This is a genomic window from Luteimonas suaedae (assembly GCF_008312895.1).
In the GTDB taxonomy this organism is placed as follows: domain Bacteria; phylum Pseudomonadota; class Gammaproteobacteria; order Xanthomonadales; family Xanthomonadaceae; genus Luteimonas; species Luteimonas suaedae.
In genome coordinates, this window is sequence record NZ_VSSP01000003.1 from 16,709 (window position 1) to 39,943 (window position 23,235).

The following is a 23,235-nucleotide window of genomic DNA, read 5'->3' on the forward strand; positions in this document are numbered from 1 at the left end:
TCCGGGCCGACCGGTTCGAACATGCCGGATGGCACACGTCCCCTTGAGCAGGCCAACCTGGGGCACGCCAACTTGAGCAAGCCGAATTGAGCACGCCGCAGGTGCCACCCGCCCCGGACGAGCAACCGCCGCTGCCACCGGCACCGCCGCGGCCGCGCGCGCCGGCGTCGGTCGTGGTGCTGGCGATGCTCGCCACCGTCTACACGTTGTGGGCCGCGCAGGCGGTGGTGGTGCCGGTCTTGCTGGCGATGTTCTTCGCCCTGGTCGGCAACCCGATCCTGCGCGCGCTGCGGCGGGTGTGGATCCCGCGCTTCGTCGGCGCGCTGCTGGTGCTCACGATCGGCATCGCCGCCACCTTCCTGCTCGGCCGCCAGCTGGTGGTCCCGGCCAGCGAGTGGATGCAGCAGGTGCCGAAGGAGTTGCAGCTGCTCACGCCGAAGCTGCAGCAGATGGCGCGGCCGATGCAGCGCGCCAACGAGGCGGCGCGTTCCTTCGCCCAGGCCGCCGACGGCGACCAGGCGCATCGCGTGCAGATGGTGACCGTGCGCGAGAACGATCCGTGGGAGCGGCTGTCGGCCACGCCTCGATTGCTGGGCGCGGTGCTGGCGGTGGTGCTGCTGACGTTCTTCTTCATGGTGTACGGCGAGAGCCTGCAGCGGCACGCGATCGCGCTGCTGCCGCACCGGCACCAGAAGCGGCTGACGGTGGGGATCCTGCAGTCGATCGAGGCGGAGATCTCGCGCTACGTGCTGACCATCGTCCTGATCAACACCCTGCTCGGCGCCGCCGTGGCCGGCGTGCTGGTGTGGCTGGGCATCGGCCTGCAGGAAGCGCTGCTGTGGGGCACGATCACCGCGCTGCTCAACTTCGCGCCGTACGTGGGCCCGGCGATCGGCGCGGTGCTGATGCTGCTGATGGGGTTCGTGACCTGGGACGAGGTGGGGCCGTCGTTGCTGCCGGTGATCGCATACATCGCGCTGCAGACACTGGAAGGCCAACTGATCACGCCGATCGTGCTCGGCCGACGCATGGCGCTGTCGCCACTGGTGCTGATCCTGACGCTGATGCTGTTCGGGTTCCTGTGGGGTATCGTCGGGTTGCTGCTGGCGGTGCCGCTGCTGGTCTGCATCAAGCTGGTGCTGTCGCGGATCGGGGGCTTCGAGGGCTGGGCGCGGCTGCTGGAGTGACCTGCGGCTACCGCGGCTTCAGTTCGCGCTGCCAATAGGCCTCCAGTTGACGTGCCTTGCGCGGCGTGAGTTCGCGGCCCAGCGCCGCTGGCGATTGGCCCGCCTCGGCGGTCTCGCCAAGGCGGTAGAGTTCGCGCGCCAGCTCGACCCGGGCACGCTGGTCGATACGCAGATTGCCGAACGGGTCGAAGTACGAATCCACGCGGCTGCGATCCAGCACGCCATCCCAGGTCGGCATCCGCCGTGCCGCGTCGTCGGCCGCGATTGCGCGATAGCGCTCGATCGCGGCGCCGGCGTCGATCTCACCGGTCAGCAGGTCGTAGCGCGTTCGCAGCAGGTCCGTCTCCGCGTCGCGCCGCTCGGTTTCGAGCGCGGCCAACACCGTCGCCAGCCAGTCCCAGTCGACATTGCCCGTGGATGCCTGCGTCCCGAGCAGGTTGAAACTGGCGACCGCGATCCGGTGCCGGCGCGTGGTCAGGCGTTCGACGGCCTCGGGCGCCGGCGCGCCATAGCGGGAGGGCTGCACGAGGCTGATCGCAGGATCGTCGGAAAGGATCGCCTCGATGTCGTGCTTGTGGAATTCTCCGACCACGACCAGCACTGTCTGCCCCGGGCGCGCCTTCGCGGCCGCCGCGATCCGGCGCGCCTGCATGAACGTGCGGTAGAGGAACATGCGCCGCGGCAGATCGCGCGACATGCGTTGCGGCCAGCCGCGGATCCAGGCATCGGCCTCCGTCAGCGTCCCGCGATCGTCGGCTGCGAACAGCGTGCGACGCAGTTTGTCCGGCTGGGGAAACGAGAGAAAACCATGAAAGCCCTCCGGCGCCCGCACTTCGGGCGGTGTCGACAGGTCCAGCCCCCAGCCGAGCATCTGGTCCTCGTGCGACGGGATCCAGTCGAACGGACAGACCTCGATGCCGTGTTCGCGTGCATATGGCAGCACGATGTCCTGGATCTCGTAGGTGAACTCGTAATGGTCGTTGCGCGCGTACTGTTCCGGTGGCCGCTCGATGCAGACCGCATCCGGCGCCACGCGCTCGATGAACGCCGCCAGCATCCCGGGCTGGTCCTCCTTGGCCACGAGCTGCACGGCGTGATCGACGCCCAGGATCACCACCCGCGCCGGGGAATCGGCTGCCCTTGGCGTCGCCGCCCAAGTCGCGGCGGAGAGCGTGGAAGCCAGCGCCAGGAACAGCGCGAACAGGCGTAAAAGATGCATCGAACACCTCGAATCGGCGAATGCGGGAGAGGAAAAAGCGCGGCCCGGCCGGCATGCCGGCCCCTGACATACGTGGATGCCCGGCGGCCACGGATCGTCGCAGCAGCCTGAGCGTCCGCGTGCCGCTGCCGCCCCGCCCGAGATCCGCCGGCGGCGGCAGAACCGGTCGCGGTAGCGACGGAAGCCTCCGGCATGCGCCCTCTCCCTCACCGTAGGAGCGCGCCATGCGCGCGATGCCGCGGGCATTTCGCCGTCCGCGAATTCCGGCGACCGGCGCGCCTGCCGGTCCAGAATGCGGCATCCACCGGATCCTGCGGCACCCGCGGCATCGCGCGCATGGCGCGCTCCTACGGGCGGCGCATCCGGATGCACCTGCTCTATTCGAATATCCCGGGCGCGACTTCCATCGCTCCCACAAGGATTCGATCCGCCGCATTCCACTGTGGGAGTGGTGGTGGCATGCCGCCACCGGGAAGTCGCGACGAGCCCGCGCCCCGGGGGCGATACAATGGTCGCGTGAGTTTCCCCGTCCGCGCCATCACCCTCGATCTCGACGACACCGTGTGGCCGTTCGCGCCGATCGCCGCGCGCATCGAGCAGGTGCTCGACGACTGGCTGCACGCGCATGCGCCGCGCACCGCCGCGCGCTTTCCCGCCGAGGCGATGCGGGCGCTGCGCGAGCGCGTGTTCGACGAGAACGCGCACCTGCTGCACGACCTCACCGCGCTGCGGCGCATGACCCTGGAGCGGGCGCTGCGCGAGAGCGGCGACGACGCGGCGCTGGCCGAACCGGCATGGGAGGTGTTCTACGCCGCGCGCAACCAGGTGGAGTGCTATCCCGACAGCATCGACGCGCTGCGGCGCATCGCCGCGCGGGTGCCGGTGGCGGCGCTGACCAACGGCAACGCCGACCTGGAACGCATCGGACTGTCGGAGCATTTCGCGTTCCGGCTGACCTCGCGCGACCATGGCAAGGCCAAGCCGTCGCCGTGCATCTTCCATGCCGCCTGCGCGCGCCTGGACTGCGCCCACGGCGACGTGCTGCACGTCGGCGACCACATCGAGATGGACGTCGCCGGCGCCGCGCGCGCCGGGCTGCGCAGCTGCTGGATCAATCGCGAAGGCCGCACCTGGGCGCATCCCGAGATCACTCCCGACCTGCAGTTCGACACCCTCGCCGCGCTGGCCGACTGGTTGGACGCGCAGGCCGCCCACGACCACGACAGGACCGACGCCGCATGAACTTGCCGACCGGATTCGTTTCGCCCGACGCCGCCGCGCAGCCGCGCGCGCTGCACCTGCTCGATCGCGACGCTCTGCCCGCCTGGTGCGAGCGCCAGGGCGCGGCGACCACGCGCTGGCTGCAGGCGCAGGGCTGGGACGCGCCGCCGGGCAGCGTGCTGCTGCTGCCGGGCGAGGACGGTGACGTCGCCGGCGCCGCGCTCGGCATCGGCGACCGGCTCGATCCGTTCGCCTACGCGCACGCGCCGATGGCGCTGCCGGCGGGCGACTGGCGGCTGGCGGACACGTTGGACGCCGATGCGCACGCGGCGCTGCTGCTCGGCTGGGGCCTGGGCAGCTACCGCTTCGACCGCTACAAGCAGGCGCCGCGGGAACCGGCGCGGCTGGCCGTGGCCGAATCGGACGCGGAACGCTTCGACATCCTTGCCGCCTGCTGCCGCGTGCGCGACCTGGTCAACACCCCGACCGAGCACATGGGCCCGGAGGAGCTGGAAACCGCGACGCGCGAGATCGCACAGGCGCACGGTGCGCAGTTCGAGAGCATCGTCGGCGATGCGCTGCTGGCGCGGAACTTCCCGGCGATCCACGCCGTCGGCCGCGCCTCGCACCGTGCGCCGCGGCTGCTGCAGCTGCAGTGGGGCGACGCCGCGGCCCCCCATCTGGCGCTGGTCGGCAAGGGCGTGTGCTTCGACACCGGCGGCCTGGACGTGAAGCCGGCCGAGGGCATGCGCAACATGAAGAAGGACATGGGCGGCGCCGCGCACGCGCTGGCGCTGGCCGGACTGGTGATGGCGCGCAAGCTGCCGGTGCGCCTGACGCTGCTGATCCCGGCGGTGGAAAACGCGCTCGGCCCCGACGCCTACCGCCCCGGCGAGGTGATCGCCACGCGCAAGGGCATCAGTGTGGAGATCGACAACACCGACGCCGAGGGGCGGGTGGTGCTGGGCGATGCGCTGGCCTATGCCGGCGAGCAGGACCCGGACCTGCTGATCGACTTCGCCACGCTTACCGGCGCGGCGCGCATCGCGCTCGGCCCGGACCTGCCGGCGCTGTACAGCAACGACGATGCGCTGGCCGACGCCTGGCTGGAGGCCGGCCTGCAGCAGCGCGATCCGCTGTGGCGGATGCCGCTGTGGCGCCCGTACCTGCGCTACCTGACCAGCCGCATCGCCGACCTGGCCAACGCCGGGTCGCGCATGGCCGGCTCGATCACCGCGGCATTGTATCTCGAGCGCTTCGTGCCCGCGGGCCGGACCTGGGCGCACGTCGACGTGTTCGCGTGGAACGACAATGACCGTCCCGGCCGCCCCGCCGGCGGCGAGGCGCAGGGCCTGCGCGCGGCCTGGGCGATGTTGAAGCAGCGCTACGGCTGAGCGGCGGTTCTCGCGCGGCTGCCAGGATGCGCACCGCCTGCCGTTCGCAGGAGCGCCTCATAGGCGTGATGCCGGCGCGGCGACAGATCGCTGCACGTCCAACTGCGCGGGTATCGCGCGCATGGCGCGCTCCTACGTGGATGTAGGAGCGCCTCATAGGCGCGATGCCGGCGTGGCGACAGATCGCTACACGTCCAACCGCGCGGGTCTCGCGCGCATGGCGCGCTCCTACGTGGGTGTAGGAGCGCCTCATAGGCGCGATGCCGGCGTGGTGACAGATCACTGCACGTCCAACTGCGCGGGTATCGCGCGCATGGCGCGCTCCTACGGGTGGCAGGGGCGCCTACGCGTGTGACGCGTCAGGCCGGCAGGTCGAACAGCAGCACGTCGGCGAGGGGGTCGCCAGCGGTTCCGGCGATGCGCAGCTCGCCGGGCGTGCCGACGATGCCGAGCGCGTCGCCGGCCTCTAAGCCCTGGCCGTCGACCTCGGCCCTGCCCTGCGCCAGGTGCAGCCAGTAGCGGCGTGCGGGGTCGAGCGTCCAGGTCACCGACTCGCCGGCGCCCAGCTGCACGCCACGCAGCCAGGCCTGCTGGCGGATGGCGAGGCTGCCGTCGGCGCCGTCGGGCGAGGCGAGCACCGCCCAGCGGCTACGGCGTACGGCGGGATCGAACGCCCGCTGCGCATAGTCCGGCGGCACGTTGAGCCGGTCGGGCTGGATCCAGATCTGCAGGAAATGCACCGGCTCGCTGTCGGAGGCGTTGAACTCGCTGTGCTCGATGCCGGTGCCGGCGCTCATCCACTGCAACTCGCCCGGACGCAGCACGCCCTCGCCGCCGCTGTCGTCGCGATGCGCGAGCGCGCCCGACAGCACGTAGCTGAGGATCTCCATGTTGGCGTGGCCGTGCGACGGAAATCCGGAACGGGGCGCCACCCGGTCCTCGTTGATGACCCGCAACGGCCCCCAGCCCATCCACTCCGGATCGTGGTAGTGGCCGAAGGAGAACGTGTGGTGGCTGTCGAGCCATCCGGCCTCGACGTGGCCGCGTGCGCTGGCGGAACGGAGAATCGGCATGATCGGATAGATAAGTTCGAGTGGCCTTACGGTGGATGAATCGATGCGACGGCTGCGTCATCGGCGCGGCGAATGCCGCCGGTACCCGAAACCCGTCATCGTGGCGCAAGCGCGCTGCGGTCCGGAATAAATCCATCGGCGTGGATCGGCCGTCATGTTCCGCGCCCACTGCCGCTTCGCCGTACCCTCACCCCAACCCCTCTCCCAAAGGGAGAGGGGCTTTTCCCTTCTCCCTTTGGGAGAAGGTGCCCGAAGGGCGGATGAGGGTACGGCGAAGCGACGACGGCTCCAATCGCCGCCAACGCACCGGGCCGGGAATCGAGTCGCCGTCCCGATGCGCGGCGCCGCGCCTACTCGGCCGCGGCCACCGAAGCCTCGGTGGTGATCCGCAGCTGCACCTCGTCGCCGACGTGCGGCGCGTGCATGCCGAGGTCGAAATCGGTGCGCTTGACGGTGGTGGTGGCGTCGAAGCCGATCGCCTCGCGCTTGGTCATCGGATGCGGGCCCATCTCGTTGAGGGTGACATCGAGCACCACCGGCTTGCTGATGCCCTTGATGGTGAGATCGCCGGTGACCTTGAGCTTGCCCTCGCCCGCCGATTCGACCGCGGTGCTGCGGAAGGTGGCTTCGGGATGGTTGGCGGCGTCGAAGAAGTCGTCGCTGCGCAGGTGCTGGTCGAACTTCTCCACATGCGAGTTCAGCCCGGACAGGGGCAGGGTGACCTCGACGCTGGAGGCGGACACGTCATCGGCGTCGTAGACGATGGCGCCGTCGACATCTCCGAAGTGGATGATGGGGTTGGAGAAGCCGAGGTGATTCCACTGCGCCACCACGTCGGTGTGGTTGGGATCGATCTGGTAGGTCACCGGCGCGGCGAGGGCCGGGGCGGCAGCCAGCGACAGGGCGACGGCGAGCAGAGCGTGCTTGAGGGGGACGATCTTCATGGCTGGGTTGCTCCGTTTCGAGGTTCGACCGGTGGAAGGTGAACGGCTGCCGTGACAGCCGCTAGAGGATCTGGACCGCCGACGCGGATCACGCGATGCGGCAGGCCTCGTCGAACGACAGCCGCGGCGAGCGCCCGAAGATGCTGGCCGGGTCGCCCTTGCCGAGGTTGACGAGGAAGTTGGAGCGGATCGCGGTGCCCTTGAAAAAGGCCTCGTCGACCTTGGCGGCGTCGAACCCGGTCATCGGCCCGGTGTCGAGGCCGAGCGCGCGCGCGGCGAGGATCAGGTAGGCGCCCTGCAGCGAGCCGTTGCGGAAGGCGTGGTCGCGGCGGTTCTCGCGCGGGCCCTCGAACCAGCTCTTGGCATCGGTATGCGGGAACAGGTACGGCAGCTTCTCGTGGAAGTCGAGGTCGTAGCCGACGATCACCACCACCGGCGCGGCCATGGTCTTCTTGCGGTTGCCCTCGTCCAGCGCCGGCTCCAGTTTCGCCTTGGCTTCGGCGGACCGCACGAAGACGAAGCGCGCCGGCGACTGGTTGGCGCTGGTCGGTCCCCACTTCAGCAGGTCGTAGAGCTGATGGAGGGTGTCGTCGCTCACCTCGCCCGAGAACCGGTTGTAGGTCCGCGCACTACGGAAGAGGCGGTCGAGGGCTTGGGCGTCGAGGACATCGGACATCGGGAAATTCTCTCCTGGCGCGGCTTGGCCGCTCGTGAAGTCGACCCGCAGTGTAGAGTTCCGCCGATCAAGCCGCACCCTGGATCCCGGAACGGATGGTCACATTCGTGGAACGAACCGCCGCCGCACCCGCGCCATCGTTGCCGTCGATGCAATGCTGGGCGGTGAGCGACGGCCGTGCCGGGAACCTGCGCCAGGCCGAGGCGCTGGCGCGTGCGCTGGCGCCGGCCGCCGTGCGCGACTGGCGGCTGGCGCCGCGCGCGCCGTGGCGCTGGGCCGCGCCGCGGCGGCTGCCGGGCAGCGAGGGTGCGTTCGGCGGCGACTTTGCCGCGGCCCTGTCGGCGCCGCCCACGCTCGCCGTCGGCTGCGGCCGCCAGGCGGCGCTGGCGACGCGGCTGTTGCGCGCCCACGGCGCGAGGACGGTGCAGATTCTCGATCCGCGGCTCGATCCGGCGCACTGGGACCTGGTGGTGGTGCCCGAGCACGATGGACTGCGCGGGGATAATGTCGTCACCCTGCTCGGCAGCCTGCATCCGGTCGACGACGCCTGGCTGGCGCGGGCACGCACCGAGTTCGCCGCCTTCGCCGACCTGCCGCGCCCGCGCACCGCGCTGCTGCTCGGCGGCAGCAGCCGGCACGCGCGCTTCGACCGCACCAGCTTCGAGGCGCTGGCCTCACGGCTGGACGCCGCGCTGGCGCGCGACGGCGGCAGCGTGTTGCTGACCGCTTCGCGGCGCACGCCGCCGGAGCTGCGCGATGCGCTGCGCGGCCGCTATGCGAACACGCCCGGTATCGCCTGGCTCGGTGGCGACGACGGGCCGAACCCGTACCCCGGGCTGCTGGCCTGGGCCGACCGCATCGTCTGCTCGCCCGATTCGGTCAACATGATCTCCGAGGCCTGTGCCACGCGCGCGCCGGTGTTCGTGCCCGATCCGGCGCGCGTCAGCGGCCGGCCGCGGCGATTCCTCGACACGCTGCTGGCGCGCGGCCGCATCCGCGCGATGGACGCCTCGCTCGCGTCGTTCAAAGCGGAACCGCTGCGCGAGACCGCGCGCGTCGCCGCCGAAGTGCGATCGCGCTTGGCCCTCCCGTAGGAGCGCGCCACGCGCGCGATGCCGCGGGCACATCGCCGCCGACGACTCCGATGACCGGCATGGTTGCCGGTCCGGAATCGCGGCATCCGCCGGATCCTGCCGATACCCGCGGTATCGCGCCCATGGGGCGCTCCTACGGCGGCGGCGATCCGGTCGTAGGAGCGCGCCGCGCGCAATGCCCGCGGGCACATCGCCGCCGCCGACTCCGATGACCGGCGTGGTTGCCGGTCCGGAATCACGGCATCCGCCGGATCCTGCCGATACCCGCGGTATCGCGCCCATGGGACGCTCCTACGGCGGCGGCGATCCGGTCGTAGGAGCGCGCCATGCGCGCGATGCCGCGGGCACATCGCCGCCGACGACGCCGATGACCGGCGTGGTTGCCGGTCCGGAATCGCGGCACCACTGGATCCTGCCGGCTCCCGCGGTATCGCGCCCACGGCGCGCTCCTACGGGGACGTGGCTCCGTCGGCATTTCGTTACATCCGTGCGACCACCAAGCAGCCGTCGCGCCGCTGCGCAGTGGGGAAAACCCCAGGGGCAGCCACAGACAGGAAGGGCCGCGCTACGGCCCCGTGACATCCGCAACGATCTCCGCGGCGATCTCCTCCAGTCGCGCCTGGATCATCTCCTCCGGCAGCCACTGCCCGCGCACCATCACGCCGACGCGGCGCTGCACGTTGGCCACGTCCTCCAACGGATTGGCCTCGAGCAGGATCAGGTCGGCGCGACGGCCGGGCTCGACCGTACCGAACGCATCGGGCGTGCCGAAGTAGGCCGCGGGATTGCGCGTACCGGTGACCAGCACCTCGTACGGCGTGAGACCCGCGGCCACCATCATTTCCATCTCGTGATGGATCGAGAAGCCGGGCACGTTGAAGAACTGCGGCGCGTCCGAGCCGAGCGCGATCGGCGCGCCGCCGTCGTGCAGGGCCTTGAGCAGCTGCCGCCGCACCTCGACGAGCCGCTGCGCCGCTTCCGGCTGGAAATCCTCGCGCGCCGCGAACTCGTGCTTGGAACGCACCCAACTGTCGCGTACCTCCTGCGGCATGTAGCGCATTTCGGGCCAGGCGATCATCGCCTCCGGCGATTCGGGCGACGCCAGATGCTCGACGAGGCTCAGCGTCGGCACGTTCCAGGTGCCCGCCTCCAGGGTGCGCCGCACGGCCTCGGGAATGCGATCGGTGTCGATCAGGCCGGCCCAGCCGCTACCGAAGAACCCGGGATCGCCGCCGCCGGTGTCGGCATCATCCGGCACCAGGAACTCGGCATAGCGGTCGAGATGGTCGATCGAGGTCTGCCGCGCTTCCAGCGCGCGGCCCAGTCCGACGCCGTCCGGGATGTGCCCGCCGAACGGCATGCCGATCGCGTGCGCGGTCTCGGCCATCGGTCCGTAGGCCTCCGGCGGAACGTTGCCGAGCTTGACCAGGTCGAACCCCGCCGCCTCGTATTCCCGCACCGCCTGCTCCGCCGCTTCCGACGTGCCCGCCTTGTCCGGGTTGAGCCACGGGCTGGCCGTGAACAACGTCGGCCCGAGCAGATCGCCATCGGCGAGGCGCTCGCGCAGCTCCAGGTGATAGGCATGCCCGGCCATGTTGCGCACCGTGGTCACGCCGTTGGAGACGTACAGGAACAGCACGTCCTCCGCATAGCCGGGATCGTCCGGCCCCGGTACGTGGCCGTGCATCTCGGCCAGGCCGGGCATCAGCCAGCGCCCGGCGCCGTCGATGCGCTGCGCGCCCTCGGGAATCTCCACCTCGTCCGCCGGCCCGACCGCGGTGATGCGGTCGTCCTCGACGATCACGGTGTGGTCCTCGAGCACGACCTCGCGGTCCATCGGCAGCACGTTGACGCCGGTGAAGGCGACCATGGAGGTAGCCGAACCATCTGCCGGCTCGGCTGCAGGCGCACCTTGCGCCTCCGCCTCGGGGGCTGGCCCCGACGGCGTGCATGCGCAGAGCGCGGCGAGCGCCAGCCCGGCGAACCAGCGAGGAAATCGGCAAAGAGCTAGGGAGGTTTCCGGCAACGACCGCATCAGCATGCTCCGGTGGGGCGGAGCCTCGACCCTACCCAGCCGATCGACTGCGATGCAAGCGGCCGGGCGATCAGGCGCTCCATGGCCCGTGCGGATGTGCGCGCCGAATCCCGCCGGCCGCGCGGGAGTTGCGGCCCGGATCAGGTCATTCCCCCCGTGCCGGCAGGCCGAGTTGCTGCCAGGCGGAGCGGATCGCGGCGCGCGCGGCGGCCATGGGCTCCGAATCCGGCACCAGCCGCGGGCGGCGGTCGAGGGTGCGCCCCAGGCCGAGCGCGAGCAGGGTGGCATGGGCGCGGGTCAAGGCGTCGGCCGTGCCGGCATCGACCAGGCCGGCTTCGCGCAGCGCCTCCAGCAGCGCCGGCGTGGCGCGCGGGCGAAGCAGCGCCGGATGTGCATGCGCCTTGCGCAGCACCAGGTACTGCAGCAGGAACTCGAGATCCACCAGACCGCCCTCGCCCTGCTTGAGATCGAAGCCGGCCTTGCCGCTGCGGTCGAGTTCGGCGCGCATCTTCGCGCGCATGCCGGCGATGTCGTCGCGCAGCTTGCCGGCATCGCGCGGGCGCGCCAGCGCACGCTCGCGCACGCGCTCGAAGTCGGCGCACAGGCTGTCGTCACCGGCGACGCAGCGCGCACGCACCAAGGCCTGGTGCTCCCAGGTCCAGGCACGCGTGCGCTGGTACTCGCCGTAGCTGGCCAGCGACGACACCAGCAGGCCGCTGGCGCCGTCCGGGCGCAGACGGATGTCGACCTCGTACAGCTGGCCGGCGCCGGTGGCGGTTCCGAGCAGGGCGACGACCTTCTGCGCCAGCCGCGCGAACCAGCGGGTGGCGTCGAGCGCACGCGCGCCGTTGGACTGCGCATCGGCCGGGGCGTCGTAGAGGAACACCAGGTCGAGGTCGGAGCCGATGCCGAGTTCTTCGCCGCCGAGGCTGCCGTAGCCGAGCACGGCGAAGCGCGCGCCATCGATCGCGCCATGCGCGGCGCGCATCTCGCGCTGCGCCAGTTCCAGCACCACCGCGACCGTGGCGTCGGCCAGCCACGCCAGTTGCCGCGCGCTGTCCTGCGCCTGCTGGCGGTTGTCGAGCGTGGCCAGGGCGATGCGGAAGCTCAGCGTCTGCCGGGTCTCGTTGAGCGCGAACAGGGCGGCTTCCAGGTCGCCGCGCTTGAGCGCCGCGCGGCAGGCGGCGGCGAGCTGCGCGCGCGAGGGCAGCGGCCCCTCGGCGCGGGCATCGAGCAGCTCGTCGAGCAGCAGCGGATGCGCAGCCACCCGCTCGGCCAGGAAGGCGCTGCGGGTGACCAGGTCGATCAGTCGCGCCAGCGCCTGCGGCTGTTCGTCGAGCAGGGCGAGATAGCTGGTCCGGCGCAGGATGTTCTGCACCAGCGCCAGCAGCCGGCGCACCGCCAGCAGCGGCCGGTCGGCGGGCGCGCTGGCCTGCAGCAGCACCGGCATCACCCGGTCCAGCCGCGCGCGCGCGCCGTCCGCCAGCTCGCGCACGTTCGGCGAGCGTACGAAATCGCGCAGCGTGGCATCGACGGCGTCGGCTTCCATGTCCGCGAACCCGGCGGCAACCAGCACCGCCGCATCGCCGTCGTCGGGCAGCGCGCGCCAGTAGCCGGCGATGTCGCTGTCGACGGCCGGCTGCTGCCGGCGCTGGGCGAGCAGCGCCTCGAACTCCTGCGCCACGCGGGCGCGATGGCCGCCGAGCACTTCCAGCAACGCCTCCCAATCGGCATAGCCGAGGCCGGCGGCGATGCGCGCGCGCTCGAGCGGATCGGCCGGCAATACATGGGTCTGCGCGTCGCGCAGCATCTGCAGCCGGTTTTCCAGCCGGCGCAGGAAACGGTAGGCCGCGACCAGCGCCTCGGCGCTCTCGGGCGGGATCTGGCGCGCGTCGCGCAACGCGCGCAATGCCGGCTGCAGGCGGCGTTCGCGCAGCGCCGGCTCGCGGCCGCCACGAATCAGCTGCAGCACCTGGGCCAGGAACTCGATCTCGCGGATGCCGCCGGCGCCCCGCTTGATGTCGCCTTCGTGCGCCTTGCGCGCGACCTCGGCGGCGATCGCCGCCTTCATGTCGCGCAGGCCGTCGAGCGCGCCGTAATCGAGGTAGCGGCGATAGACGAACGGCCGCAGCGTGTCGATCAGCCGCGCCCCGGCCGCGGAGTCGCCGGCGACCACCCGCGCCTTCTGCCAGGCGTAGCGCTCCCAGTCGCGGCCTTCACGCTGGAAGTAGTGCTCCATCGCCGCGAAGCTCAGGGCAACGCGCCCGGCACCGCCGAACGGGCGCAGGCGCAGGTCGACGCGGTGGCAGAACCCGTCGGCGGTGACCTCGTCGAGCAATTTCGCCAGCGCCTGGCCGAGACGGGCGAAGTACTGCTCGGCCGCCAGCGGGCGCGCGCCGTCGCTTTCGCCGTTGCGGGCGTAGCCATAGACGAGGTCGACGTCGGAGCTGAAGTTGAGCTCCTCGCCGCCGAGCTTGCCGAGCCCGAACACCACCAGCCGCACCACGTCGCCGTCGGCGTCGCGCACGCTGCCGTGGCGCTGGACGAATTCGGCCTCGAGCGCGGTCAGCGCCGTCTGCAGGCAGGCATCGGCCAGGCGGGTGGTGCCGGCCAGGGTGGCATCGACATCGTCGAGCCCGAGCACGTCACGCCAGATCAGCCGCGTGGATTCGGCGGCCCGGTAGCGGCGCAGCAGTCGCGGCCATTCGGCGCGGTTGTCTTGGTGCAGGGCGGGTGGCGGCAGCGGCTCGGCGCCATCGTCGCCGAGCAGGCGCGGGACCAGGCCGGGCTGCCGCGCCAGGGTGTCGATGGCGAAGTCGCTGGCGACCGCGATCTGCCGCAATCTGCCGGCCGCGCCATCCGCATCGAGCGCGCCGGCATCGTCGCCGAGCGCGTCGCGCAGGCGCGACGATGCGCGTTGCACGATCGTCTCCAGGCATGCGTGGTGGTCCATGTGGCGATTGTGGCATTCCGTGCGGGACGCCCGACCGTCGGATCCCGCAGTCTGGACGTGCGTCATCCCTTGAAGAAGTTCTTCGTGGGTTCCGAGGTCCGCACGCCTCCCGCCGCCTCCGTCGTAGGAGCGCGCCATGCGCGCGATGCCGCGGGCGCTTCGCCGCCGGAGACCTCTGATCACCGGCGTGCTTACCGGCTCGAGCCGACGGGCGCGATCCACCGGATACTGCGGCAGGACCGGCATCGCGCGCATGGCGCGCATAAAAAAGCCCGCAACCGGAAAACCGGTCGCGGGCTTTGCTCCCTCCCCCACGTCGGGTGCAGGGCAATCGTGAATGAAGTGTTATGCAACTTGCACGCTGCAGTGCAAAACGATACTTCCAAGTACAAGAACGCCCGCCGTGCACGCATATCCTGAAATCGGTTTCAGTGCATCCGCGACAATCGCTGTTCAGGCGTTCTCGTGCGCTCAGCGCCGATACCAGGCCAGGCAGGTGCCGATGACTGACGGCGGCGTCGCCGAACTTCCCTTCAATCTGGCCGCGGGCCGCGGCGCAGGTCGCGCAGGATCTCGCGCGCGGCGTTGCGGCCGGGCAGGCCGGTGACGCCGCCGCCGGGATGGGTGCCGGAACCGCACAGGTACAGGCCGTCCAGCGCGCCGCGGTAGTCGCCCTGCCCCAGCAGCGGCCGCGCCGAGAACAACTGGTCGAGCCCGAGCGCGCCGTGGAAGATGTCGCCGCCGACCAGGCCGAATTCGCGTTCCAGGTCCAGCGGCGACAGCGCCCGGTAGCCGAGCACGCTGCGCCTGAAGTTGGGCGCGACGGCGTCGACGGTGTCGAGCATCAGTTCGGCCACGGTGTCGCGGTGCGTGTCCCAGCCGCCGTCAACGTCCGGATGCACGTGCTGGCAGAACAGGCTGGCGACATGTTGCCCCGGCGGGGCGAGCGAGTCGTCGAGGGTCGAGGAGATCACCAGTTCCACCACCGGCGCGCGCGACCAGCCGGCGTTGTGCGCCTTCGACTTGGCGTCGAAGTACGCCTGCTCGAAATAGCCCAGCGACGGGCCGATCAGGATGCCGCTCTGGTGGTGCGGCTGCAGTTGTTTCCCCGGCGCGGCGCTGAAGTCCGGCAGTTCGGCCAGCGCCACGTTCATGCGGAAGGTGCCCGAGCCGCAGCGGTAGCCGGCGATGCGTTGCGCGGTGTCGTCGTCGAGCTGCGCGCGCGGCACCAGGCGCTGGTACAGCAGCTTCGGGTTGAGGTTGGAGACCACGGTCTTGGCGCGCAGTTCGCGGCCGTCGGCGAGCGCGACCCCGACCGCGCGGCCGCGGCCGCTGGCGGCGGGTTCGACCAGCACCTGCGCGACCTCGGCGCCGGTCTCGATGCGCACGCCGCGGGCCTCGCACTCGGCCGCCATCGCCTGCGTGATCGCGCCCATGCCGCCGACGGCATGGCCCCAGGCACCGGACTTGCCGTTGACCTCGCCGAACACGTGGTGCAGCAGCACGTAGGCCGAACCGGGCGTGTACGGACTGGCGAAGTTGCCGACGATCGAGTCCCAGCCCAGCGCCGCCTTCAGCGGTTCGGACTCGAACCAGCCGTCGAGCAGGTCGCCGGCGGACTTGGTGAACAGGTCGAGCAGGTCGCGGCGGCCGCGCAGGTCCAGCCGCCGCAGCTGTTTGGCGGTCGCGTACGACGCCAACCAGTCGGCGAGCACGAAGCGGTCGGAGACGTTCGGCGGCGTGCGCAGCATCAGTTCGCGCAGCACCGCGACCACGCGATCAAGCATCGCGGTGTAGGCCGGCAGGCGCTCGGCGTCGCGGCGCGACCAGCGCGCCACCTCGGCCTGCGTGTGTTCGCCGCCGAGCCGGAATGCGCGCCCGTCGGGCAGCGGCAGGAAGTTGGCGTACGGGCGCTCGACCATGCGCAGGCCGTGCTCGGCCAGGCGCAGGTCGCGGATCACCGCCGGATTGAGGAGGCTGACGGTGTAGCTGGCGGTGGAATTGCGGAAGCCGGGATGGAACGCCTCGGTCACCGCGGCGCCGCCGACGATCCCGCGCCGCTCCAGCACCGTCACCCGCAGGCCGGCGGCCGCCAGGTACGCGGCGCAGACCAGGCCGTTGTGGCCGCCGCCGATGATCAGGATGTCGCTGTCGTTGCCCGTCATGCCGCTCCCGGGTGATGGCGTCCACCACCGCGTGTCGAGCCGCCATTGCGCCCGAAAGCCGGCCATCCGGCAAGTCAGACCACAAGCAACGGCGAACCACCCGTCCGTAGGAGCGCGCCATGCGCGCGATACCGCGGGTGCATCGCCGCCGGCGACTCCGATGACCGGCGCGCCTGCCGGTCCGGAATCGCGGCATCCGCCGGATCCTGCCGGCGCCCGCGGTATCGCGCGCATGGCGCGCTCCTACGGTTACGCTGGCCGCGTTTTTTTGCCGAGCCGTTGCGCGAAACCACGCGCGTCGCCACCGAAGTGCGGCGGACCCGGGCCGGCCGATGGCGCCGGTTCAGGACGTGCGCAACATGCGCTCGACCGCGTCGGCCAGGCGCGCCGCCGCCTGCGGCCGGCCCAGCGCGGCGGCCGCGGCGGCGGCCTGCGGCAGCGCCGTCGGCGAGGCGAACAGGTCCGCCAGCAGCGCCGACAGCGACTCCGCCGTCAGCTCCGGCTCCGGCACGCACCAGCCGACGCCGGCCTGCGCCAGCGTCTCGGCGTTGCGGCGCTGTTCCTCGCGCGAGCCGCCGTGCGGAATCGGCACGAAGATTCCCGGGCGCCCGACCACGAGCAGGTCGGCGGCGGTGGTCGCGCCGGCGCGCGCGATCACCAGATGCGCATCGCGCAGGCGCGCGCCCATGTCGTCGAAGAACGGACGGATCTCGGCATCGACGTCGGCTTCGCGCAACCGCGCGACGATCGCGTCCGCATCCTCGCCCTTGTATTGCAACGCGAGCTTGACGTGCCGGCGCACCGCTTCCGGAAGCCGCAGCAACGCCGGCGGCACCACCTCGCCGAACACCCGCGCACTCTGGCTGCCGCCGACCACCAGCAGCCGCAGCGGCGTGTCGGGCGCGATGGCGGGATACGGCGCGCGCGCATCGAGGATCGCGCGCCGCACCGGATTGCCGGTCTCGACGATGCGCGCGGCATCGAAGCCGTCGGCGCCGGCGATCGTCGGGAACGAGGTCGCCAGGCCATCGGCTAAACGCAACAGCTGGCGGTTGGCCAGGCTCAGGCGCGTGGCCTGCTCGTGCAACAGCAGCGGCAGGCCGAGGCTCTTGGCCGCCAGCGCCGGGGCGAAGCTGGGATAGCCGCCGAAGCCGACCATCAGCGCGGCGCCACGGCGCTTCAGGTCGCCGCGCGCCTGCCAGGCGGCGCGGGTGATCGTCGCCATTGCCGCCAGCTTGCCGCCGATCCCGCCGGCCAGGCTGCGCGCCGGCAGCACCACGTGTGGCAGGCCCTCGAGCGCCTGCGTGTACGCGGCGCCGCGGCGCTCGGTGTAGATCACCGCCCCATGGCCGCGCGCAAGCAGCTCGCGCGCCAGCGCCTCGGCCGGAAACAGGTGCCCGCCGGTGCCGCCGGCGGCGAGGGCGATGGTGGTGGCGGGAGGCGCCGGACGCTGCATCGTGGCGATCCGAAAAAAGAGCCGCGACTATAGCGAAAGCGAGAAACGAGTGAAGAGGAGTGAGAACGAGTGAAAAGCGCCACGCACTCCTCGCTCTCCTTCATCCGGCCAAGGGCAGGCTGATCAGCGCCCGCATGCCCCGGTCACCGTTGCGCAACACGACGTCGCCGCCGTGGTGGCGGGCGATGGTGCGGGCGATCGACAGGCCCAGGCCAACGCCGCCCGTTTCGCGGTTGCGCGAGTGCTCCATGCGGAAGAACGGCTCGAACACCTGGTCCATGGCCGCCTGCGGAATGCCGGGGCCGTCGTCGTCGATGACGATGTCCACGCCTTCGCCGGCCCGTACCACGCGCACCCGCGCGCGCTCGCCATAGCGCACGGCGTTCTCGACCAGGTTGCGGATCGCGCGCCGCAGCGCGTCCGGGCGGCAGCGGTAGTGCAGCTTCGGCCCGCCGAGGAAGCGCACCTGCTGGCCGAGCTCCGCAAGGTCGTCGCAGAGGCTCTCGACCAGCGCCGACAGATCCACCGTGCGGGTCGTCTCGACCGTGGCTTCCTCGCGCGCGAAGGCGAGCGCGGCCTCGGTCATGGTCTGGATCTCCTCGATGGTGGCGAGCATCTTCTCCTGCACTTCCGGATCGGACACGAACTCGGCACGCAACCGCAGCGAGGTCAGCGGCGTGCGCAGGTCGTGGCCGATCGCGGCGAGCATGCGGGTGCGGTCGTCGACGAAGCGCTGCAGCCGCGCCTGCATGCGATTGAAGGCCTCGGCGGTGTGGCGGATGTCGTCGGGACCGGACTCGGGCAGCGGCGGCACCGACTCGCCGCGGCCGAGCAGTTCCGCGGCCGCCGCCAGGCGCCGCATCGGCCGCGTGATGCCGCGCGCCGCCAGGATCGCGATGACCGACAGCGCGAGCGCGGTGATCAGCAGCGACAGGATCGACTGCCGCGTCCACGCGCCGTTGGGAATGGACTTGGCGTACGCGGCATTGAGCCAGCTGCCGTCGTCCAGGCGCACCGCCAGGCCCATGCCTTTCGCCTCGCCGAGATAGACGAACCGGGCCGGCCGCGACAGCGGCCAGGCGTGCGAGGACAGCGCCGTCCATTGCAGCGCGGCCCCGCCGGGGGTGGCGGCGCTGGCGGTGGCGATGGGCGCGACGCTGCCGGCGTCGTCCTTGGCGGGTTTGAGGCTGGGCAGCGGCGTCGCCAGGTGCACCCAGGCGTCGTCGCGCCAGGCCGTGGCGTCCGTCGGCTCCCGCGGCGTGGTCCAGAACCGCGTATAGGCGGTGCCGCTCACCTGCAGGATCTCGTCCCGCAGCGCGGGGGGCGTGGTCTCCAGCAACAGGGCGAGCGAGGCGGTGCGGCTGAAGAATTCGTTCTTGGCCGCCGCGCGCAGCGCGTGCCCGCGCTCGTCCCAGGAGATCAGGAATCCGATCGCCTGCGACAGCGCGAGCGCCAGCAGCAGGAACGCGATGAAGCGCGCCGCCAGGCTGCGTCGCCAGATGCGCCTCATGCCCGCTCGACCTCGGCAGTGAAGCTGTAGCCGCCGCCCCAATGGGTCTTGATCAGCGCCGGGTTGCGCGGATCGGCCTCGATCTTCTTGCGCAGCCGGCTCACCTGGTTGTCGATGCTGCGATCGAAACAGTCGGCTGCGCGGCCGACGGTGAGTTCGAGCAGCTGGTCGCGGCTGAGCACCAGTCCCGCATGGTCGAGGAAGGCGCCGAGCAGGCGGAATTCCGCCGTGCTCAGCGGTACCGCGACGCCGTCGGCGCCGAGCAGTTCCCGGCGCCCGACGTTGAGTTCCCAGCGATCGAAGCGCAGCGCCTTCGCCTTCACCCGGCTGCGCTGCGGCGGCAGGCTGTTGACCCGTCGCAGCACCGCCTTGATGCGGGCCAGGAGCTCGCGCGGATTGAACGGCTTGGTGAGGTAGTCGTCGGCGCCCAGCTCCAGGCCGATGATGCGGTCCAGGTCCTCGGCCATGGCGGTGAGGAAGATGACCGGGATGTCGGTGCTGCCGCGCAGGTGGCGGCACAGGCTGAGGCCGTCCTCACCGGGCATCATCACGTCGAGGATGATCAGGTCCGGCGCGCTGCGTTCGAGCAGCCGGCGCAGGGCCACGGCGCTTTCCGCGGTGCTGATGCGGTAACCGTGCCGGTCGAGGTACTTCCCCACCAGATTGCGGATGTCGCGGTGGTCGTCGACGATGGCGATGTGCGGTGCGGTCTCCATGGGGCGCTCCATCATCACGCGGGAAACGGCCGCGGTGGCCGCCGGACGCGGATCACATCGTGGACGATGTCCCCGGCCGGTCTGTATCAAAGTATGTCACCGGCCGCCGACGCGACATCTTGCGATGACTCGCTGCGTCGATGGGCACAGCGTTGTCGCGGAAGGCGATCAGACCGTACGGCATGCATGCGACGGGCACCGCGACCCAAGCACGAGGCGCGGCCGGCCGGCAGCGCGTAGGATCGACCACAGGTGACCCCAGACAGGAGACCCCATGCACCGCGCCCTCCCCCCCGTACTCGCCCTGCTGCCGCTGCTGGCGCTGGCAGGCACTGCCCGCGCGCAGGACGCCGCCGCCGACGGCGAACAGCTCTACCGCACGCGCTGCGCCGCCTGCCATGCCCTCGATCCTGCCCAGAACCGCATCGGTCCGCACCTGGCCGACGTGGTCGGGCGCGCCGCCGGCAGCGTCGAAGGCGCTCGCTACACGGATGCGATGCGCGAGTCCGGCATCGTCTGGGATGCCGAAACGCTGGATGCCTACCTGGCCAATCCGCGCCAGCGGGTGCCGGGCACCAGCATGATGTTCGCGCTGCCGGACGCGACACAGCGGCAGGCCATCATCGCGTTCCTGCAGGATCGGCCCGCGGCGGAATGATGCTCTTTCCCCCTTTGAAAAAAGGGGCAGGGGGGATTTGCCCGGCGCCCGACGAAGCCAAAGCCAGAGCAAATCCCCCTCGATCCCCCTTTTTTCAAAGGGGGAAGATGCGGACCCCTTTTGGAGAAGGGGAACAACGGAATCCAACACCAAGGAGCCCAGCATGGCCCGACTTAACGTCAATGGCACGACCCACGATGTCGACGCCGATCCCGGCACCCCGCTGCTCTGGGTGCTCCGGGAGCAGCTCGGCCTGACCGGCGCCAAGTACGGCTGCGGCATCGCCCAGTGCGGCGCCTGCACCGTCCACATCGACGACATGCCGGTACGCGCCTGCGCGCTGCCGGTGGACGCCGTCGACCCGGAACAGCGGATCGTCACCATCGAGGGCCTGTCGCCCGACGGTTCGCACCCGGTGCAGCAGGCCTGGCTGGCGCTCGACGTGCCGCAGTGCGGCTATTGCCAGACCGGCATGATCATGGCCGCGGCGAGCCTGCTGGCGCAGAACCCGAACCCGAGCGATGCCGACATCGACGCGGAGATGACCAACATCTGCCGCTGCGGCACGTACAACCGGGTCCGCGCCGCGATCAAGCGCGCTGCCGGCGGCGGCCAGCCGGCGCAGGGTTGAGGAGACGAACATGACGATCACCGACACCAAGTCCCGCGGCGCCGCCCGCGACCGCCGCAAGCACAACGACGGCAGGCTCGACGACATCAGGCTCAACGACGGCAGGCCCGCCGGCGTCAGCCTCTCGCGCCGCCGCTTCCTGATCGGTTCGGCCACCGCGCTCGGCGGCCTGTCGCTCGGATTCCACCTGCCCCTGATCGGCAGCGCGGCGGCGGCGGAGCCCGGCGCGGCGGCGCGCGAGGTCAACGCCTGGGTCGTGATCCAGCCGGACGAGACCGTGGTGGTCCGCGTCGCCCGCTCCGAGATGGGCCAGGGCACGCTGACCGGCCTGGCGCAGCTGGTCGCCGAGGAGCTCGAATGCGACTGGGCGAACGTGACCACCGAATACCCCACGCCCGGCCAGAGCGTGGCGCGCGACCGCGTCTGGGGCAACTTCTCCACCGGCGGCAGCCGCGGCGTGCGCGAATCGCACGACTACATGCGCCAGGGCGGCGCCGCTGCGCGCGAGATGCTGATCGCCGCCGCCGCGAACGCATGGGGCGTGCCGGCCGGCGAATGCACCGTGGCCAAGGGCGTGATCACCCACGGCGCCAGCGGCCGCAGCACGACCTACGGCAAGGTGGCGACGGCCGCCGCGCAGCTGACACCGCCCACCGATATCCCGCTCAAGGATCCGCAGGACTGGACCATCGCCGGCAAGCCGCTGCCGCGGCTGGACACGGCCGACAAGCTCACCGGCAAGCAGGTCTACGGCACCGACGTGCAACTGCCGGGCATGCTCAACGCCGCCGTCCGCGCCTGCCCGTACTTCGGCGGCAAACTCGAAAGCTTCGACGCCGCGGCGGTTGCCGGAATGCCGGGCGTCCGCCACGTGGTCCGGGTGGACGACACCGCGGTCGCGGTGGTGGCCGATACCTGGTGGCGCGCCAAGACCGCGCTCGACGCGCTTCCCGTGGTCTGGGACGAAGGCCCGAACCGGGCGCTGACCAGTGCGACGATCGCCGACATGCTGGCCGAGGGCCTGGACGCCGACGACGCCTTCGTCGGCACCCAGGCGGGCGATGCACGCGCCACGCTGGCCGCGCACGCCGGCAAGACCGTCACCGCGACCTACGCCGTTCCCTACCAGCACCACGTGACCATGGAACCGATGAACGCGACGGCGCTGTACACGCCGGAGAAGTGCGAGGTGTGGGTGCCGACGCAGAACGGCGAGGCCAGCCTGGCGGCGGCGGCCGAGGCCGCCGAGCTGCCGGTGGAACGCTGCGAGGTGTACAAGCTGCACCTGGGCGGCGGCTTCGGCCGGCGCGGCTTCCAGGACTACGTGCAGCAGGCGGTGCGCATCGCCAGGCAGGTCCCGGGCACGCCGGTGAAGCTGATCTGGTCGCGCGAGGAGGACATGCTGCACGGCGTCTATCACCCGACCACGCAGTGCAAGCTGACCGGCGCGCTGGACGACGACGGCAACCTCGCCGCGCTGCACATGCGCATCTCGGGCCAGTCGATCCTGGCCGCGGTGCGGCCCGAAGGCATGCAGGGCGGCATGGACCCGGTGGTGTTCCAGGGCCTGTTCCTCGACAACCCGGAAGGCAGCTTCGCCTACGACGTCGAGCACCTGCTGATCGATCATGCGATGCGCAACCCGGCGGTGCCGCCCGGCTTCTGGCGCGGGGTCAACCTCAACCAGAACGCGATCTACGTCGAATGCTTCATGGACGAGCTGGCGCATGCGGCCGGCGTCGATCCGCTGGCCTTCCGCCGCAGGCTGATGGCGAACCATCCCAAGCACCTGGCGGTGCTGGACGCGGTCGCCGAACGAGTCGGCTGGGACAGCGCGCCGCCGTCGGGCGTGCACCGCGGCCTGGCGCAGATCATGGGTTTCGGCAGCTACGTCGCCGCGGCGGCGGAAGTCTCGGTCACCGATGGCCAGCTCAAGATCCACCGCATCGTCGCCGCCACCGACCCCGGCCACGTGGTCAATCCGGCCCAGGTCGAGCGGCAGGTGGAGGGTTCCTTCGTCTATGGGCTTTCCGCGGGCCTGTTCGGCGAATGCGTCGTCGACGGCGGGCGCATGGTGCAGGAAAACTTCGATACCTACCCGGTGATGCTGATGGCGGACATGCCGGCGGTGGAAACGGTGATCGTGCCGTCCGGCGGCTTCTGGGGCGGCGTCGGCGAGCCGACCATCGCGGTGGCGATGCCGGCCGTGCTCAACGCGATCTTCGCGGCGACCGGCAAGCGGATCCGGACGTTGCCGCTGAAACAGCATGATTTGGCGTGAAAGCGAAAAACGACTGGCGAGG

At 71.2% G+C, this 23,235-nt stretch carries 17 protein-coding genes; 7 read left to right on the top strand and 10 right to left on the bottom strand.

Annotated features, from left to right (window positions below; genetic code table 11):
• Window positions 1-86 precede the first annotated feature (86 nt).
• A complete protein-coding gene (locus tag FXO19_RS06275) occupies window positions 87-1,187 on the top strand; it encodes an AI-2E family transporter (RefSeq protein ID WP_255516325.1) in 1,101 nt (366 codons plus the stop codon).
• 7 nt (window positions 1,188-1,194) lie between these two features.
• Here FXO19_RS06275 and FXO19_RS06280 read toward each other — a convergent pair whose 3' ends face one another.
• Window positions 1,195-2,406, bottom strand: a complete 1,212-nt coding sequence (locus tag FXO19_RS06280; protein ID WP_149194229.1) for a hypothetical protein — start codon at window positions 2,404-2,406, stop codon at window positions 1,195-1,197.
• Window positions 2,407-2,922: 516 nt separating this feature from the next.
• Here FXO19_RS06280 and FXO19_RS06285 point away from each other — a divergent pair.
• Window positions 2,923-3,648 carry an HAD family hydrolase gene (locus FXO19_RS06285; protein WP_149194230.1) on the top strand — a complete coding sequence of 242 codons (726 nt, stop codon included), beginning with the start codon at window positions 2,923-2,925 and terminating at the stop codon, window positions 3,646-3,648.
• Window positions 3,645-5,021 (top strand): leucyl aminopeptidase family protein, encoded by a 1,377-nt coding sequence (locus tag FXO19_RS06290; protein ID WP_149194231.1) that lies wholly within the window; start codon window positions 3,645-3,647, stop codon window positions 5,019-5,021. Before FXO19_RS06285 ends, FXO19_RS06290 begins: the two co-directional genes overlap by 4 nt.
• Before the next feature lie 359 nt (window positions 5,022-5,380).
• On the opposite strand, the gene FXO19_RS06295 is transcribed toward FXO19_RS06290, so the two are convergent.
• The 3 genes from FXO19_RS06295 to FXO19_RS06305 all read right to left on the bottom strand — a co-directional run bounded on the left by FXO19_RS06295 (window position 5,381) and on the right by FXO19_RS06305 (window position 7,714).
• The gene (locus FXO19_RS06295) at window positions 5,381-6,094 is read right to left on the bottom strand and encodes a pirin family protein (RefSeq protein WP_149194232.1); all 714 of its coding nucleotides are present in this window, start codon (window positions 6,092-6,094) and stop codon (window positions 5,381-5,383) included.
• 350 nt (window positions 6,095-6,444) lie between these two features.
• Window positions 6,445-7,038 (bottom strand): YceI family protein, encoded by a 594-nt coding sequence (locus FXO19_RS06300; protein ID WP_149194233.1) that lies wholly within the window; start codon window positions 7,036-7,038, stop codon window positions 6,445-6,447.
• Window positions 7,039-7,126: 88 nt separating this feature from the next.
• Window positions 7,127-7,714 (bottom strand): malonic semialdehyde reductase, encoded by a 588-nt coding sequence (locus tag FXO19_RS06305; RefSeq protein ID WP_149194234.1) that lies wholly within the window; start codon window positions 7,712-7,714, stop codon window positions 7,127-7,129.
• 149 nt (window positions 7,715-7,863) lie between these two features.
• Between FXO19_RS06305 and FXO19_RS06310 the strand changes: the two genes are divergently transcribed.
• Window positions 7,864-8,808, top strand: a complete 945-nt coding sequence (locus tag FXO19_RS06310; RefSeq protein WP_149194493.1) for a mitochondrial fission ELM1 family protein — start codon at window positions 7,864-7,866, stop codon at window positions 8,806-8,808.
• A gap of 565 nt (window positions 8,809-9,373) precedes the next feature.
• Here FXO19_RS06310 and FXO19_RS06315 read toward each other — a convergent pair.
• The 6 genes from FXO19_RS06315 to FXO19_RS06340 form a co-directional block, all read right to left on the bottom strand.
• The gene (locus FXO19_RS06315; RefSeq protein ID WP_187775656.1) at window positions 9,374-10,678 is read right to left on the bottom strand and encodes an amidohydrolase family protein; all 1,305 of its coding nucleotides are present in this window, start codon (window positions 10,676-10,678) and stop codon (window positions 9,374-9,376) included.
• A gap of 310 nt (window positions 10,679-10,988) precedes the next feature.
• A complete protein-coding gene (gene glnE / locus FXO19_RS06320) occupies window positions 10,989-13,796 on the bottom strand; it encodes a bifunctional [glutamate--ammonia ligase]-adenylyl-L-tyrosine phosphorylase/[glutamate--ammonia-ligase] adenylyltransferase (RefSeq protein WP_149194236.1) in 2,808 nt (935 codons plus the stop codon).
• 533 nt (window positions 13,797-14,329) lie between these two features.
• Window positions 14,330-15,961, bottom strand: coding sequence for a phytoene desaturase family protein (locus FXO19_RS06325; protein WP_149194237.1), 1,632 nt, complete (start codon window positions 15,959-15,961; stop codon window positions 14,330-14,332).
• A 343-nt stretch (window positions 15,962-16,304) separates the two neighbouring features.
• On the bottom strand, window positions 16,305-17,417 hold the full coding sequence (locus tag FXO19_RS06330; RefSeq protein WP_149194238.1) for a UDP-N-acetylglucosamine--N-acetylmuramyl-(pentapeptide) pyrophosphoryl-undecaprenol N-acetylglucosamine transferase: 1,113 nt from the start codon (window positions 17,415-17,417) through the stop codon (window positions 16,305-16,307).
• 100 nt (window positions 17,418-17,517) lie between these two features.
• Window positions 17,518-18,927, bottom strand: coding sequence for an ATP-binding protein (locus tag FXO19_RS06335; RefSeq protein WP_149194239.1), 1,410 nt, complete (start codon window positions 18,925-18,927; stop codon window positions 17,518-17,520).
• On the bottom strand, window positions 18,924-19,643 hold the full coding sequence (locus FXO19_RS06340; protein WP_149194240.1) for a response regulator: 720 nt from the start codon (window positions 19,641-19,643) through the stop codon (window positions 18,924-18,926). The genes FXO19_RS06335 and FXO19_RS06340 overlap by 4 nt, the downstream gene beginning before the upstream one ends.
• A gap of 274 nt (window positions 19,644-19,917) precedes the next feature.
• Between FXO19_RS06340 and FXO19_RS06345 the strand changes: the two genes are divergently transcribed.
• The 3 genes from FXO19_RS06345 to FXO19_RS06355 all read left to right on the top strand — a co-directional run bounded on the left by FXO19_RS06345 (window position 19,918) and on the right by FXO19_RS06355 (window position 23,213).
• Window positions 19,918-20,301, top strand: a complete 384-nt coding sequence (locus FXO19_RS06345) for a c-type cytochrome (RefSeq protein WP_149194241.1) — start codon at window positions 19,918-19,920, stop codon at window positions 20,299-20,301.
• A gap of 163 nt (window positions 20,302-20,464) precedes the next feature.
• Window positions 20,465-20,932: a (2Fe-2S)-binding protein gene (locus FXO19_RS06350; RefSeq protein ID WP_149194242.1), complete on the top strand. Its 468-nt coding sequence runs from the start codon at window positions 20,465-20,467 to the stop codon at window positions 20,930-20,932.
• A 10-nt stretch (window positions 20,933-20,942) separates the two neighbouring features.
• Window positions 20,943-23,213 carry a xanthine dehydrogenase family protein molybdopterin-binding subunit gene (locus FXO19_RS06355; protein WP_149194243.1) on the top strand — a complete coding sequence of 757 codons (2,271 nt, stop codon included), beginning with the start codon at window positions 20,943-20,945 and terminating at the stop codon, window positions 23,211-23,213.
• The last annotated feature ends 22 nt before the right edge of the window (window positions 23,214-23,235 follow it).

Coding starts and splice junctions, on each gene's coding strand:
- FXO19_RS06280 (WP_149194229.1), bottom strand. CDS start 2,406: ATGCATCTTTTACGCCTGTTCGCGCTGTTCCTGGCGCTGGCTTCCACG.
- FXO19_RS06290 (WP_149194231.1), top strand. CDS start 3,645: ATGAACTTGCCGACCGGATTCGTTTCGCCCGACGCCGCCGCGCAGCCG.
- FXO19_RS06295 (WP_149194232.1), bottom strand. CDS start 6,094: ATGCCGATTCTCCGTTCCGCCAGCGCACGCGGCCACGTCGAGGCCGGA.
- FXO19_RS06300 (WP_149194233.1), bottom strand. CDS start 7,038: ATGAAGATCGTCCCCCTCAAGCACGCTCTGCTCGCCGTCGCCCTGTCG.
- FXO19_RS06305 (WP_149194234.1), bottom strand. CDS start 7,714: ATGTCCGATGTCCTCGACGCCCAAGCCCTCGACCGCCTCTTCCGTAGT.
- FXO19_RS06310 (WP_149194493.1), top strand. CDS start 7,864: ATGCAATGCTGGGCGGTGAGCGACGGCCGTGCCGGGAACCTGCGCCAG.
- FXO19_RS06315 (WP_187775656.1), bottom strand. CDS start 10,678: ATGGTCGCCTTCACCGGCGTCAACGTGCTGCCGATGGACCGCGAGGTC.
- glnE (WP_149194236.1), bottom strand. CDS start 13,796: ATGGACCACCACGCATGCCTGGAGACGATCGTGCAACGCGCATCGTCG.
- FXO19_RS06325 (WP_149194237.1), bottom strand. CDS start 15,961: ATGACGGGCAACGACAGCGACATCCTGATCATCGGCGGCGGCCACAAC.
- FXO19_RS06330 (WP_149194238.1), bottom strand. CDS start 17,417: ATGCAGCGTCCGGCGCCTCCCGCCACCACCATCGCCCTCGCCGCCGGC.
- FXO19_RS06335 (WP_149194239.1), bottom strand. CDS start 18,927: ATGAGGCGCATCTGGCGACGCAGCCTGGCGGCGCGCTTCATCGCGTTC.
- FXO19_RS06340 (WP_149194240.1), bottom strand. CDS start 19,643: ATGGAGACCGCACCGCACATCGCCATCGTCGACGACCACCGCGACATC.
- FXO19_RS06345 (WP_149194241.1), top strand. CDS start 19,918: ATGCACCGCGCCCTCCCCCCCGTACTCGCCCTGCTGCCGCTGCTGGCG.
- FXO19_RS06350 (WP_149194242.1), top strand. CDS start 20,465: ATGGCCCGACTTAACGTCAATGGCACGACCCACGATGTCGACGCCGAT.
- FXO19_RS06355 (WP_149194243.1), top strand. CDS start 20,943: ATGACGATCACCGACACCAAGTCCCGCGGCGCCGCCCGCGACCGCCGC.